General features: G+C 70.7%; 13 protein-coding genes and 1 pseudogene. 8 read left to right on the top strand and 6 right to left on the bottom strand.

What is annotated here, in order from left to right; genetic code table 11:
* The first annotated feature begins 48 nt into the window (after positions 1 to 48).
* Positions 49 to 2715 carry a helix-turn-helix transcriptional regulator gene (locus tag ABFX45_RS27940; RefSeq protein ID WP_346133026.1) on the top strand — a complete coding sequence of 889 codons (2667 nt, stop codon included), beginning with the start codon at positions 49 to 51 and terminating at the stop codon, positions 2713 to 2715.
* A 66-nt stretch (positions 2716 to 2781) separates the two neighbouring features.
* Here ABFX45_RS27940 and ABFX45_RS27935 read toward each other — a convergent pair whose 3' ends face one another.
* The 3 genes from ABFX45_RS27935 to ABFX45_RS27925 form a co-directional block, all read right to left on the bottom strand.
* Entirely contained in the window at positions 2782 to 3528 is a 747-nt protein-coding gene (locus ABFX45_RS27935) for an SDR family oxidoreductase (protein ID WP_346133024.1), read from the bottom strand.
* 79 nt (positions 3529 to 3607) lie between these two features.
* Complete coding sequence (locus tag ABFX45_RS27930) at positions 3608 to 4471, bottom strand: RNA polymerase sigma-70 factor (protein WP_109636292.1); 864 nt, start codon at positions 4469 to 4471, stop codon at positions 3608 to 3610.
* 76 nt (positions 4472 to 4547) lie between these two features.
* Positions 4548 to 5549: a hypothetical protein gene (locus ABFX45_RS27925; protein WP_346133022.1), complete on the bottom strand. Its 1002-nt coding sequence runs from the start codon at positions 5547 to 5549 to the stop codon at positions 4548 to 4550.
* Between the two features lie 145 nt (positions 5550 to 5694).
* Between ABFX45_RS27925 and ABFX45_RS27920 the strand changes: the two genes are divergently transcribed.
* A complete protein-coding gene (locus ABFX45_RS27920; protein ID WP_109636290.1) occupies positions 5695 to 6201 on the top strand; it encodes a DinB family protein in 507 nt (168 codons plus the stop codon).
* Here ABFX45_RS27920 and ABFX45_RS27915 read toward each other — a convergent pair.
* The gene (locus ABFX45_RS27915) at positions 6188 to 6994 is read right to left on the bottom strand and encodes an IclR family transcriptional regulator domain-containing protein (RefSeq protein WP_346133020.1); all 807 of its coding nucleotides are present in this window, start codon (positions 6992 to 6994) and stop codon (positions 6188 to 6190) included. The two genes, ABFX45_RS27920 and ABFX45_RS27915, sit on opposite strands and share 14 nt — an antisense overlap.
* Positions 6995 to 7240: 246 nt before the next feature.
* Here ABFX45_RS27915 and ABFX45_RS27910 point away from each other — a divergent pair, with 246 nt between their 5' ends.
* From ABFX45_RS27910 to ABFX45_RS27895, 4 genes are read left to right on the top strand one after another with little or no spacing between them, the layout of a single operon-like run.
* Positions 7241 to 7528 (top strand): muconolactone Delta-isomerase, encoded by a 288-nt coding sequence (locus ABFX45_RS27910; RefSeq protein WP_109636288.1) that lies wholly within the window; start codon positions 7241 to 7243, stop codon positions 7526 to 7528.
* Between the two features lie 34 nt (positions 7529 to 7562).
* Entirely contained in the window at positions 7563 to 8681 is a 1119-nt protein-coding gene (locus ABFX45_RS27905; RefSeq protein WP_346133017.1) for an acetyl-CoA C-acetyltransferase, read from the top strand.
* A complete protein-coding gene (locus tag ABFX45_RS27900) occupies positions 8678 to 9436 on the top strand; it encodes a CoA transferase subunit A (RefSeq protein ID WP_109636286.1) in 759 nt (252 codons plus the stop codon). Before ABFX45_RS27905 ends, ABFX45_RS27900 begins: the two co-directional genes overlap by 4 nt.
* Before the next feature lie 4 nt (positions 9437 to 9440).
* Entirely contained in the window at positions 9441 to 10049 is a 609-nt protein-coding gene (locus tag ABFX45_RS27895) for a CoA transferase subunit B (RefSeq protein WP_346133269.1), read from the top strand.
* Here ABFX45_RS27895 and ABFX45_RS27890 read toward each other — a convergent pair.
* The gene (locus ABFX45_RS27890; RefSeq protein WP_346133015.1) at positions 10038 to 11261 is read right to left on the bottom strand and encodes an MFS transporter; all 1224 of its coding nucleotides are present in this window, start codon (positions 11259 to 11261) and stop codon (positions 10038 to 10040) included. The two genes, ABFX45_RS27895 and ABFX45_RS27890, sit on opposite strands and share 12 nt — an antisense overlap.
* A gap of 46 nt (positions 11262 to 11307) precedes the next feature.
* Between ABFX45_RS27890 and ABFX45_RS27885 the strand changes: the two genes are divergently transcribed.
* A complete protein-coding gene (locus ABFX45_RS27885) occupies positions 11308 to 11877 on the top strand; it encodes a TetR/AcrR family transcriptional regulator (protein ID WP_346133013.1) in 570 nt (189 codons plus the stop codon).
* Positions 11878 to 11914: 37 nt separating this feature from the next.
* Entirely contained in the window at positions 11915 to 12328 is a 414-nt protein-coding gene (locus tag ABFX45_RS27880; protein ID WP_109636282.1) for a hypothetical protein, read from the top strand.
* 9 nt (positions 12329 to 12337) lie between these two features.
* Here ABFX45_RS27880 and ABFX45_RS27875 read toward each other — a convergent pair.
* Positions 12338 to 12449 (bottom strand): annotated as a pseudogene (locus tag ABFX45_RS27875) (IS5/IS1182 family transposase); the annotation flags it as partial.

Genomic DNA, 12449 nt, shown 5'->3' with positions numbered 1-12449 from the left:
GAACCCGTGGAACACCCTGGTCACTCCCTGGCACGTAGGCTCGGGGCCGTGTCGGACGATCTCCTGGGCAGACGCGCTGAGGGCGAGGCGCTGGACCGCCTGCTGACGCGGGCGAAGTCGGGCAGCGGCCAGGTGCTGGTGCTGCGCGGTGAGGCGGGAATCGGCAAGACGGCGCTGCTCGACCACGTGTCGGCGCGGGCGTCGGGGTTCCGGGTCACGCGGGCCGCGGGCGTGGAGGCGGAGAGCGCGTTCCCGTACGCCGGCCTGCACCAGCTGTGCGTGCCGTTCCTCGACCGGCTCGACAAGCTGCCCGCACCCCAGCGCGAGGCCCTCGGCACCGCGTTCGGCCTGACGTCCGGACCCCGGCCGACGCGGTTCATGGTGGGGCTGGCGGTGCTGACGCTGCTCGCCGAGGTCGCGGACGAACAGCCGCTGGTGTGCCTGGTCGACGACGCGCAGTGGCTCGACTCGATGTCGTCCGCGGTGCTCGGCTTCGTCGCCCGCAGGCTGCTCGCGGAACGGATCGTGCTGGTCTTCGGCCTGCGCGAGGGCAACGACCACCTGGACGGGCTGCCGGAGCTGCTCGTGCGCGGCCTCGACGACACCGACGCCCGCGCGTTGCTCGACTCGGTGATCAAGGGGCCGGTCGACGGCCGGGTGCGCGACCGGATCGTCGCCGAGGCTCGCGGCAACCCCCTCGCGTTGCTGGAGCTGCCGCGCGAGGTGGCCGACGGGCTCGACGCCGGGCCGCTGACCAGCAGGATCGAACAGGCCTTCGTCCGCCAGATCGAAGCCCTGCCCGCCGACACGCGCCTGCTCATGCTGACAGCGGCCGCCGAGCCGCTCGGTGACGCGACCCTGCTGTGGCGCGCGGCCGGGCTCCTCGGGCTCGGTGCCGACCCGGCGGCCGCCGCGGTGGGCACCGGGCTGATCGAGTTCGGGACACGGGTCCAGTTCCGGCACCCGCTGGTGCGGTCGGCCGTGTACCGGTCAGCGTCCACTGTGGACCGTCAGCGCGTGCACCGGGCGCTCGCCGACGTGACCGACCCGGCGATCGACCCGGACCGCCGCGCGTGGCACCGCGCCCAGGGCACCGCCGCGCCCGACGAGGAGGTCGCGGCCGACCTGGAGAACACCGCGTCACGCGCCCAGGCCAGGGGCGGGCTGCTGGCCGCGGCGGCGTTCCTCGAACAGGCCGCGGTGCTCACCCCGGAACCCGGCCTCCGCGCTTCCCGCGAGCTCGCCGCCGCGCGCGCCAAACGCGACGCCGGTGCACTGGACGCGGCGCTGCGGTTGTTGTCGGCCGTCGAAGCCGGTCCGCCGGACGAGCGCCGCAGTGCCGAGGTCGAGCACCTGCGCGGGCACATCGCGTTCGACCGGCGCCGTGTCGGCGAGGCCGCTCCCCTGCTGTTCAGCGCGGCCCGCCGGCTCACCCCGTTCGACCCCGACCTGGCCCGCGAAACCCACCTGGAAGCCCTCTCCGCGACGATCTGGGCCGGTGCGCCGCTGGCCGACGCGGCCCGCACCGCTCCCCCTCCGCGCACCCCGCCGTCCGCGATCGACCTGGTCCTGGAGGCGCTCAGCACCCGCATCACGTCCGGCTACGCGGCGTCCGTACCGCACATGACCCGTGCGCTGGAAGAGGTACGCGCGCTGAAGGTCGCCACCGAGGACATCAGCCGTCTGCCGTGGCTCTTCGGCTACCGCGCCGGCGGCATCGTCGCGACCGAGATGTTCGACTTCGAGACACGCCACGCGTTCGCCCAGCAACAGGTGCGCCTGGCACGCGAATCCGGCGCCCTCGTACAGCTGCAGTTCGCGTTGAACTTCTTGGCGGACAACGAACTCATGGCCGGTGATCCGGCCGCCGCGCAGGCACTGATCGAGGAGGACAGGCGCATCTCCGAGGTCACCGGCACACCGCCGGTCGCCTACGCCGTCCTGCTGCAGGCCGCCCACCGAGGCGAGGACCTGGCCACCGCCGTTGGCGCGCAAGCACGTTCGGAAGGCCAGGGACGCCTCGCGGTCATCGCGGACTGGACCCTCGTGATCCTCCACAACGGACTGGGCAGGCACGACCTGGCCCGCGACGCCGCGGCGCGCGTGGTCAACTCCGATGCCCTCGTCTACAGCTGCCTGGCCACCACCGAGCTGGCCGAGGCCGCGTCCCGCACCGGAGACACCGGCCTGGTGACTGAGGCTTTGGAACGTTCATCGGCGTGGGTCGACACCGACTGGTCGTCGGGCCTCAAGGCCCGCTTGCGCGCGTTGAACGGTTCTCCCGACGGCTTCCGGGAGTCGATCGACTTCTTCGCCCGCACGGGTCTGCGGCCGGAACTGGCTCGCGGCCATCTGCTGTACGGCGAGTGGCTGCGCCGCGAGGGCCAACGCGTCGAGGCGCGCGATCACCTCCGCACGGCCCACGAGATGCTGACGTCCTGTGGCATGCCCACGTTCGCCGACCGCGCTCTGCGTGAACTGCAAGCCACCGGCGAAACGGCTCGCAAGCGCACCGCGGAGCCGACCGACGAGCTGACCGCGCAGGAGTACCAGATCGCCCGGCTGGCCCGCGAGGGCTTCTCGAACCCGGAGATCGGCACGCGCCTGTTCATCAGCCCGCGCACCGTGGAATGGCACCTGCGCAAGGTGTTCGGCAAGCTCGGTGTGACGTCGCGGAGACAGCTCCGCGACGCCACGTTTCCGCTGCCTGGCTGACGACCCGCTTGAACGCCCGTTCGGGAATGCGGCCGTCAGTGCACTACCCGCTGGTGGCTCGTAGGCTCAGTTCCCCGCAGCGAACCAGTCCTGCAGGCTGGTCGGCTGCAGCTGCGCGCCCTCGTTGGGCACGAGCTGCCTGCCCGTCAGGAACGTGCCGAAGTACTTGGCCTGCGGGTCGCTCACGACCTCGCGCTCGTCCTTGCGCTGGGTCAGCACCGTGCGAATCCAGCCGTCCATGGTGAACTCCTCCGGCCCGCCGATCTCCAGCACGCCGTTGACCGGCTCGGTCGCGGCGGTCCTGCCGACCACCGCGGCGACGTCCGAGGCCGCGATCGGCTGCACACCACCGTGCGGGAGGTGCACGACGCCGCCGACGTCCGCCGAGTTCGCGATGGCGCCCGCGAACTCGAAGAACTGGGTGGCGCGGATGATGGAGTACGTGAGGCCGGACTCCTTGATGAGCTTCTCCTGCGCCGCCTTCGCCCGCAGGTAGCCGGAGTCGGGCAGCTCGTCCGTGCCGACGATCGACAGCGCGACGTAGTGACCGACGCCTGCCTTCTTGGCGGCGTTCGTCAGGTTGGTGGTGGCGGCGGTGAAGAAGTTCATGACGTCGTCGTCGGCGAACGACGGCGAGTTCGACACGTCGACGAGCACGTCGGCGCCCTGCAGGACCTCCTCGACGCCTTCGCCGGTGACCGTGTTGACGCCGCTGTTCGGTGACGCGGGCACGGCGTCGTGGCCGTGCTCACCGAGCCGCTTCACGACCTGGCTGCCGATCAACCCGGTGCCGCCGATGACAACGATCCTCATGGGTCCGTCCCTCTCGTGAGCCCGCCCGGTGCGGGTGTTCACGAGCTAAGACAGGACAGCCCGCGCCGTTGTGACAGGCCTACTGGAACGCGTTCAGCTTTTCCGGGTTGACCAGCCACATCACCTGGTCGATGCCCTCCGCGGAGGCCGTCACGGTGATCACCGCGTAGGTCGTGCCGTCCTTGCGCAACCGGACGGCGCTCAGGCCGTTCGCGTCGACGTAACCGACCTCGGCACCCGCCCAGAACCCCGGTGCCCACGCCGCGAAGATCTTCGCCAGCGCCGCCGCGCCGAACAGCGGCCGGCCCGCCGCCCGCACCGCGCCGTTGCTGTCGGAGTAGCTCACCACGTCCTGCGCGAACAGCTTCTCGAGCGCGGCCAGGTCACCGGCCTGCGCGGCCGCCACGAACGCTTCCAGGAGCCTGCGCTGCTCGGCGCGCTCGACGGGGACCCTGCGCTCGTCGGCCAGGTGCTTGCGCGCCCTGCTGACCAGCTGCCGCGCCGCGACCTCGCTGGTCTGCACGATCTCTGCGATCTCCCGGTACGGGTAGTCGAACGCCTCGCGCAGCACGTACGCGGCGCGCTCGGTCGGCGTGAGCTTCTCCAGCAGCATCAGCACCGCGAGCTCCAGCACAGCACCCTGCTCGGCACCGAGCTGCGGATCGGCGGCCGTGTCCACCGGCTCCGGCAGCCACGGGCCGACGTAGGTCTCCCGCCGGGCCCGCGCGGTCTGCGACTCGTTGATCGCGAGCCGGGTGATCGCCGTCGCCAGGTAGGCCTCGGGGTTGACCACCGACGCGCGGTCCGCGAGCTGCCAGCGCAGCCAGACCTCCTGCAGGAGGTCCTCCGCGTCGGCCACGCTGCCGGTCATGCGGTAGGCGATGCCGAACAGCCTCGGCCGAGCCGCCGCGAACGCCGACTCGGCCTGCTCCAGCTGTGTCATGCCACCGCTCCCCTCGTCAGACCGCCACGTTAGCGCCGATCGGACGAGGGGATGATGTGGCGCCCCGCACGTGGGGTCAGGCGCACGTCCAGCGCAGTGGCCCGTGGCTGTACGCGTGGCTGAAGAGGCTGTCGTCGTTGCCCACGACGAACAACTCGAAGACGCCGGTGACACCGTCGGGATAGGGCAGTTCGCTCTGGAAGGCCGTGTCCCGCCAGACCGACGCGCGGCCCATGATGTCGGACCGCTCACCGGTGATCAGTCCGCCCGCGTTGACGGCGTACGCGGTTCCGCCGTCCTGGATGTTCTGGACGTTGCCGTTGCTGTCCCACAACAGCGACTGCGACGAAGGCCACGACCCGTCGAGCCGGTAGCCGACCACCTTGCCGCCCCGGATCGCCTGGGGATAGATCTGCCGGCCCTCGTCCGCCAGCCGCGTCAGCTGACCGTCGCGCCACAGGTATCCCCCGCCGTCGCGCCTGAGCAACACCGTGCCGTCGTCGTCGAGGTCCTCCGGAATGCCGTCGGACCTCTCGATGATCCGAGGCGCGGCCGCGACCGTGGACCACACCAGCCCCACGCTTGCGCCGTCCGCGAGCCGCACGGCGCCGCCCAGCACGTCACCGCGTTCGTTGAGAGTGTCCGGGGCGGAGAGCTGGTAGCCCTCCGGCGCGACGAGCTCGGTGATCGTGCCCGTGCCCTGGTGGCCACCCGAGTACAGCAGCACCAGCAAGCGCTGCTGGCCGGGGATGCGGCCGCTGACCAGCACGGTTCCCGCGGAGTTCTCGCCTCTCACCTCCAGACCGCCCAGGTGTGCGAGCTCCTGCACCACGTGCGGTTGCCCGTTGGTCCAGAGCACGACGTCGTTGGTGTTCGTCCCCGGCCGGCGCGACGTGCCCGCGTAGTTGCCGTGGCTGTCGGTGCCCTTCACCCTGGTGAACGCCGGGTCGTAGCCGGACGGCGCCGGCACCTTCGACACGGCCCAGGTGCACTGCGATGGGTCGTCGGCTGCCATCGCCGGAACGGAAACAGTGGTGCAGGCGAGGCCCAGCGCTGCGACGAGCGCGAGTTTGCGCATGTGATTCCCCCAGAATCAGTCGAGGACATGATCTTCACACCTCCTGCCCGCGCACGGTTCCGACAGTGGGGAGCACCACTCGAACGGCCCAGTGGCAACCGATCGCACCGGCCACATAGGACGATCGAGATGCCAGACTGGCCGGGTGACCGCAGAACGAATCGGCCCGCCGCTGCAGGCGGGCGAACGCGAGACGCTGCGCGCGTTCCTCGACTTCCACCGCGCCACCCTCGCGATGAAGTGCGAAGGTCTCTCCGACGACGACCTGCGCCGCCGCTCGATGCCGCCGTCCACGCTGACGTTGCTCGGCCTCGTGCGGCACATGGCGGAGGTGGAGCGCACCTGGTTCCGCAAGGTGATCAACGGCGAGGACATCCCGCTGGTGTGGTCGGACGACAACGACTACCAGGTCGCCTACGACGCCTCGAAGTCAAGCCGCAGCGAGGCTTTCGCGGCCTGGCAGAACGAGGTCGAGCACGCGCGCCGGATCGAGCGCGAGGCCGAGTCGCTCGATGTGACGGGCTACCAGCCGCGGTGGTCCGAGCAGGTGTCGCTGCGCCTGGTCATGCACCACCTCTGTCACGAGTACGCGCGCCACAACGGCCATGCGGACTTCCTGCGCGAGGGCATCGACGGCGTCACGGGGGCGTGACGGCCCGATCCGCCTGCGCGGAGCTCCGGTACCCCAGATCGGCGCTGATCCGTTTCGCGGCGTCCAGCAGCAATGGCACCACATCACGCCGGATCGCCTCAACCGACGATCGCCCGACGGACGTGGAGGACGCGAGCGCCGCCACCACCTCACCGGACCGGTCGCGGACGGGCGCGGACACCGAGAGCAGGCCGATCTCCAGCTCCTCCGCGACGATCGACCACCCGTCCGACCGAACCTGCCGCAGCACGCCGCGGAAGGCGTCGGCGTCGGTGACCGTGTGCCTGGTGAGCGCGGGCAGCCCGGCCGCGATGATCTCGCCGACCACGGCGTCCGGTGCCCACGCGAGCAGCACCCGGCCCATCGACGTCGCGAAGGCCGGGATCCGGGTGCCGATCGACACGTTGATGCTCATGATCCGCCGCACCGGCACGCGCGCGACGTACACCGCGTCCCGCCCGTCCAGCTCCGCGAGCGACGCCGACTCGCCGGTTTTCACCGACAGGTCCAGCAGGTGCGGGTGCGCGACTTCGATCATCGCGTGCGACGCCGAGTAGTGCTGCCCGATGCTCAGCACCCGCGGCGTCAGCGACCACCTGCTGCCGGACGCACGCACGTACCCGAGTCGCTGCAGCGTGAGGAGGATCCTGCGGACCGCGGGACGCGACAGGCCGGTGGCGGCGGCCAGCTCCGCGAGGTTCGGGTTGACCCGCTCCTCGTCGAACGCGAGCAGCACCGCGAACCCGCGCTCGATGCTCTGGATGAAGTCGCGCTCGTCCGGATCGCTCACCATCGCCTCATCCTCCCGTTGACAGCGCCACGAAGGCAGGGCACCCTCAATGTAACCGCATCGCGTACAACTTGTACGCATAGCGTACAGAAGAGCGGAGATGTCGCTTGATCACCGCACGGGTTCGGCACCGCGCGACGGCGGGTATTCCCGCTCACGGTGGCACCTCGATCGACCGCCACGCCGGTTGTCCAGGCGCGAGGAGCTGCTGCCCACGCCGCCGTCGCGGCCTTCACCAGGAGGTGACCGTTGCTCTTCCACGTGCGCATGGACGTCTCGCTCCCCCACGACCTCGACCACAACCGGCGTGCCGAACTCATCGCCGCCGAAAAGGACCGGGCGCTGGAACTGCAGAAACTGGGTGTGTGGCCGCACCTGTGGCGGGTCGTCGGGCACCACAGCACCATCTGCGTCTTCGACGTGCCGTCCAACGACGAGCTGCACGCGCTCCTCTCGTCGTTACCGCTGTGGGAGTTCATGCGGGTCGAGGTGACGCCGCTGGCACAGCACCCCTCCGACCTGGCGGCCCAGCCATGACGGCCGTGCGCGAAAACAGCTAAAAGGAGAATTCATGCGTGACGCCGTCATCTGCGAGCCCATCCGCACCCCGGTGGGCCGCTACAACGGTGCGATCAAGGAGCGCACGGCCCAGGAGCTGGGCGCCATCGTGGTCCAGGAGCTGATGCGCCGCACCGGCCTGGATCCGTCCGATGTGGACGATCTGGTGCTCGGCCACTGCTACCCCACCATGGACGCCCCGGCGATCGGCCGCGTCATCGCGCTGGACGCGGGTCTCGGTGTCGGCGTGCCGGGTGTGCAGCTCGACCGCCGTTGCGGCTCCGGGCTGCAGGCCGTGATCAACGCTGCCATGGCGGTGCAGACCGGTGCGCAGGACCTCGTGCTCGCGGGCGGCGTGGAGAGCATGTCGAACGCCGGGACCGAGGCTCTGGCTCGCGGCCGGGTGACCGCCGGTGGCGTCAACTTCCCGGTGCCCGGCGGCATGCTGGAGACCGCGGAGAACCTCCGGCGCGAGTACGACATCTCCCGCACCGAGCAGGATGAACTGGCGTTGCGCAGCCATGAGCGTGCGGTGGCGGCGCGGGATCGTTTCGCGGACGAGCTGGTCGCTGTCGGGGACTTCGTGGCGGACGAGCACCCGCGGCCGGGTTCGACGCTGGAGAAGCTCGCGTCGTTGAAGACCGTCATGGACGTCGAGGGCGCGACCGTCACCGCGGGCAACGCGAGCGGGCAGAACGACGGCGCCGCGCTCTGCGTCGTCACGCACTCCGATCGTGCCGCCGAGCTGGGCCTGCGTCCGCTGGCGCGCCTGGTTTCGTGGGCGTCGGCGGGGGTCGAACCGGCGCGGATGGGGATCGGGCCGGTGCCGTCGTCCGCACGGGCCTTGCAGATCGCCGGCCTGAAGCTCGGCGACATGGACCTGATCGAGCTGAACGAGGCGTTCGCCGCGCAGGTGCTCGCGGTGACGCGCGAGTGGGGTCTCTCCGACTTCGAGCGGCTCAACGTCAACGGTTCCGGCATCGCGCTCGGGCATCCCGTCGGCGCGACGGGTGCGCGGATTCTCGCGACGATGCTGCGCGAGCTGGAGCGCCGTGACGGCAGGTACGCGCTGGAAACCATGTGCATCGGTGGCGGGCAGGGGCTCGCGGCGGTCTTCGAGAGGGTGTCATGAACAAGGTCGTGGCCTCCGCCGCGGACGCCGTGTCCGATGTGGACGACGGCGCGACCATCGCCGTGGGCGGCTTCGGGCTGTGCGGTGTGCCGAAGGTGCTCATCAACGCCTTGTACGACAAGGGTGCCGGCTCGCTCGGCATCGTGTCGAACAACTGCGGCGCCATGGACCAGGGCCTCGCCGTGCTGCTGTCCGCCGGCCGGATCGCCCGCGTCACCGGCTCGTACATCGGCCAGAACAAGGAGTTCGCCCGCCAGTACCTCGCGGGCGAGATCGAGGTGGAGCTGATCCCGCAGGGCACGCTCGCGGAACGCCTGCGCGCGGGCGGCACCGGCATTCCCGCCTTCTACACGCCCGCCGGCGTCGGCACGCTCGTCGCGGACGGCGGCCTGCCGTGGCGATACCACCCGGACGGCACCGTCGCGATCGCCTCGCCTCCCAAGGAGGTGCGCGAGTTCGACGGCCGCGAGTACGTGCTGGAACACAGCATCCGCACCGACTTCGCGCTGGTGCGGGCGGCGCGCGCGGACCGGTTCGGCAACCTGGTGTTCGAGAAGTCGGCCCGCAACTTCAACCCGCTCGCCGCGATGGCCGGCCGGGTCACGATCGCCGAGGCCGAAGAGCTCGTCGACGTCATCGACCCCGACGACGTGCACCTGCCCGGCATCTTCGTGCAACGGGTGGTGGCGCTGAGTCCTGACGAGGCAACGGACAAGAGCGTGGAGTTCAGGACGGTGCGCCGTGTGGAGTCGTGACGAGATGGCCGCCCGCGCCGCCGCGGAACTGCGCGACGGCGAGTACGTCAACCTCGGCATCGGCGTGCCCACGCTGATCCCGAACCACCTGCCGCCGGGCGTCGAGGTGGTGCTGGAGTCCGAGAACGGCATCCTCGGCGTCGGTCCCTACCCGCTCGACGACGAGGTCGATCCCGACCTGATCAACGCGGGCAAGGAGACCGTGACCGTGCTGCCGGGAGCGTCGTTCTTCGACTCGGCGCTGTCGTTCGGCATGATCCGCGGCGGCCACGTCAACGTGGCGGTGCTCGGCGCGATGGAGGTGTCGGCGCGCGGTGACCTGGCGAACTGGGCGGTGCCCGGCAAGCTCGTCACGGGCATCGGTGGCGCGATGGACCTCGTGCACGGTGCTCGCCGCGTGATCGTCGTCATGACCCACACCGCGAAGGACGGCAGCCCGAAGCTCGTCGAGGAGTGCACGCTTCCGCTGACCGGCAAGGGATGCGTCGATCGGGTGATCACCGACCTGGGCGTGTTCGACGTGACGCCGGACGGTCTGCGGCTCGTCGAGCTCGCGCCGGGCGTGACCGAGGAGACGGTGCGCGAGCGCACTGCCGCACCACTAGTGGCGTGATCCTCGCGCTCGCGGCGGGTGTGACGCCGTGGAGCACACCGTTTCCGGCGTGGACACCGGCGAGGAAGTCCCGGACGAACTGGACGGCCCACTGCACGAGCTGATCCTTCCGCTGGGCCGGACCGCTGCCCCGAGCAGTCCGACGGCGGCACAGGCGAGGAAAGCGGTGAGGTGGCCGGCGTGGTCGACGACCGCGCCGGTCAGCGGCGCGCCTGCGGCCTGTCCGGCGGCGATCATCAGGAAGGACGTGCCGACACCGGTGGCGGGCCGGCCGGCGTGCACCCTCGTGCTCCACACCAGGACCAGCCCGCACAGCGCGATGTAGGCCCCACCGAACAGAGCGGCGGCCACGAGCGTCAGTGCCACGCTCGCCGGCCACAACGCGAGTGCCGCGGTCGCCGCGGAGAGCAGGACGAGCACGAGCGTCCACGAGGTGCGCAGCCCGATGCCGCCGGCCAGGTGCCCGCTGAACGCGCCGAGCATCCCGGCCAGCCCGATCAGCGACCACATGATCGTCGCCACGGCCGGGCCCGCCTGCACCACGTCCCGCCCGAACGTCCAGACGGCCGAGCTCGCGAGGCCCAGCAGGAACGCGGCGACGAGCATCACCGGCGCACCCGCCGGCAGCAGGCTCCCCTGCTCACCACGCACGTCAGCGCGGCCGCGCGGCACCGTCGCGATGATCCACCACGTCACGGCGGCGGACAGCACCGCGAACGTCGCCCACGCGAACCGCCAGTCGTCGAGCAGCGCCATCGCGATCGGCCCGGACAACAGCACACCGACGCCGGTCCCCGCGTTCACCACCGACTGCGCCCGGTCCTGCCGCGACCTGTCGGCGGCACGGGCGATCGCCTCGGCCATCGGCGGCGACGCAAGGCCGGTGCTCGCCCCAGCGACCAGAATCCCGACCGCGAGCATCACGCCGTTGACCGACACCGCGACCAACGCCGTGCCGGCCGCCGCGACCACCCCGGCCGCGGCCGCCACCACACGCGGCCCGAACCGGTTCGTCAACACGAACCCGGCGATGATCGCGATCCCATAGCCGACGTAGCCACCCGCCGCGATCACGCCGAGCAGCGTGGCGTCCAACGCGAACTGGCGCTGAAACACGGGCGCGAACAGGCCGTAAGCGAATCGCGCGAAGCCGTAGCACACACCGATGAGTGCCGTACCCGCGCAGATCAGCGATACCAGTCCTGTACGCATGGTCCTCCACCAAGTAGAACCGTGGTTCTAGTCCTACCATAGCCACGTGTCCCTCACGGCGCGAGAGCGCATCCTCACCGCGGCCGACGAGCTGTTCTACGGCGACGGCATCGCGACCACCGGCGTGGACACCGTCGTGGACCGGGCGGGGGTCGCGCTCGGCTCGGTCTACAACAACTTCGGCGGCAAGGACGGGCTGGTCGAGGCGTACCTGCGGCGGCGCGACCACCTGTGGCGCGCATTGTGGGAACGGGTCGCCGCTGACGCCGCGACCCCGCGCGAGCGCGTCCTCTCCGTGTTCGACGCCCTGCTCGAGTGGTGCCGCGACCAGGCTGCGGACCAGGGCTGTGCGCAGGTCGCGGGTTTACTGCAACTGCCGGCGGGACATCCAGCGGTCGCGGTGGCACGCACCCACAAGGAGCACCTGATGCGCCGGCTCACCGAGCTGGCCGCAGGCCTGACCGGGGTGCGCGAGGTCGCCGAGGACGTCGCGATCCTCTACGAGGGCGTCCTGGTCCGGATGCTGCTCGGGTCCCCGCCGGAGGAGGCGATCCCGCGGGCCAGAAAAATGGCGGAAACCGTGATTGCCGCTCGAAGTGGAACCAGCGCTCCATGATTTACCGGTGCCTAACCGGCCGGCGCCACCGTGAGGCATGCGCAAAACGATGTTGATCCTGCCCGCGGTGGCCCTCTCGGTGCTCGCGCTGACGGGCACCGCCCAGGCCGAGCGGGCGCCAGGCTGCGCCGACACCGTGCAGATCGGCTCCACCGGGCACGTGAAGAAGGGCAGCACGATCATCGCGTCGGTGAAGCAGTTCAAGGGCTGCGGCAAGAACTGGGCCTACACCTACGTGTGGGACTCGTACGCCTCCCAGCCGGGCGGCTTCAGCTCCAGCGCCGCGATGGTCGTCAACGGTGACCGCGACTTCAACAGCAACGTCAACGGGCGCAACAAGCAGGACGTCTGGTCCAAGGGCACCAACTCGCTCACCAAGTGCACCAGGGCGTACGGCGAGGTGTGGGGTGACGGCAACGTCTACTGGGGCCAGACCGACGAGCGCTGCTAGGGCCCGTCCTCAAAGCCAGAGGGTGAGGGTGGCCAGGTCGATCATGGCTTGGTAGGACAGGGCGGTCTTGTCGTAGCGGGTGGCGATCGCGCGGAACTGTTTGAGCCGGTTGAAGCAGCGT

Origin of the sequence: Lentzea roselyniae, assembly GCF_039537795.1 — a bacterium.
GTDB classification, from domain to species: domain Bacteria; phylum Actinomycetota; class Actinomycetes; order Mycobacteriales; family Pseudonocardiaceae; genus Lentzea; species Lentzea atacamensis.
The sequence above is the reverse complement of the archived record's forward strand: the minus strand, read 5'-3'. Positions and strand labels throughout refer to the sequence as shown.

Bases quoted from the DNA above. Each gene is read 5' to 3' on its own strand.
- ABFX45_RS27935 (WP_346133024.1), bottom strand. From the start codon at position 3,528: ATGAGGATCGTTGTCATCGGCGGCACCGGGTTGATCGGCAGCCAGGTC.
- ABFX45_RS27930 (WP_109636292.1), bottom strand. From the start codon at position 4,471: ATGACACAGCTGGAGCAGGCCGAGTCGGCGTTCGCGGCGGCTCGGCCG.
- ABFX45_RS27925 (WP_346133022.1), bottom strand. From the start codon at position 5,549: ATGCGCAAACTCGCGCTCGTCGCAGCGCTGGGCCTCGCCTGCACCACT.
- ABFX45_RS27915 (WP_346133020.1), bottom strand. From the start codon at position 6,994: ATGGTGAGCGATCCGGACGAGCGCGACTTCATCCAGAGCATCGAGCGC.
- ABFX45_RS27905 (WP_346133017.1), top strand. From the start codon at position 7,563: ATGCGTGACGCCGTCATCTGCGAGCCCATCCGCACCCCGGTGGGCCGC.
- ABFX45_RS27900 (WP_109636286.1), top strand. From the start codon at position 8,678: ATGAACAAGGTCGTGGCCTCCGCCGCGGACGCCGTGTCCGATGTGGAC.
- ABFX45_RS27895 (WP_346133269.1), top strand. From the start codon at position 9,441: ATGGCCGCCCGCGCCGCCGCGGAACTGCGCGACGGCGAGTACGTCAAC.
- ABFX45_RS27890 (WP_346133015.1), bottom strand. From the start codon at position 11,261: ATGCGTACAGGACTGGTATCGCTGATCTGCGCGGGTACGGCACTCATC.
- ABFX45_RS27880 (WP_109636282.1), top strand. From the start codon at position 11,915: ATGCGCAAAACGATGTTGATCCTGCCCGCGGTGGCCCTCTCGGTGCTC.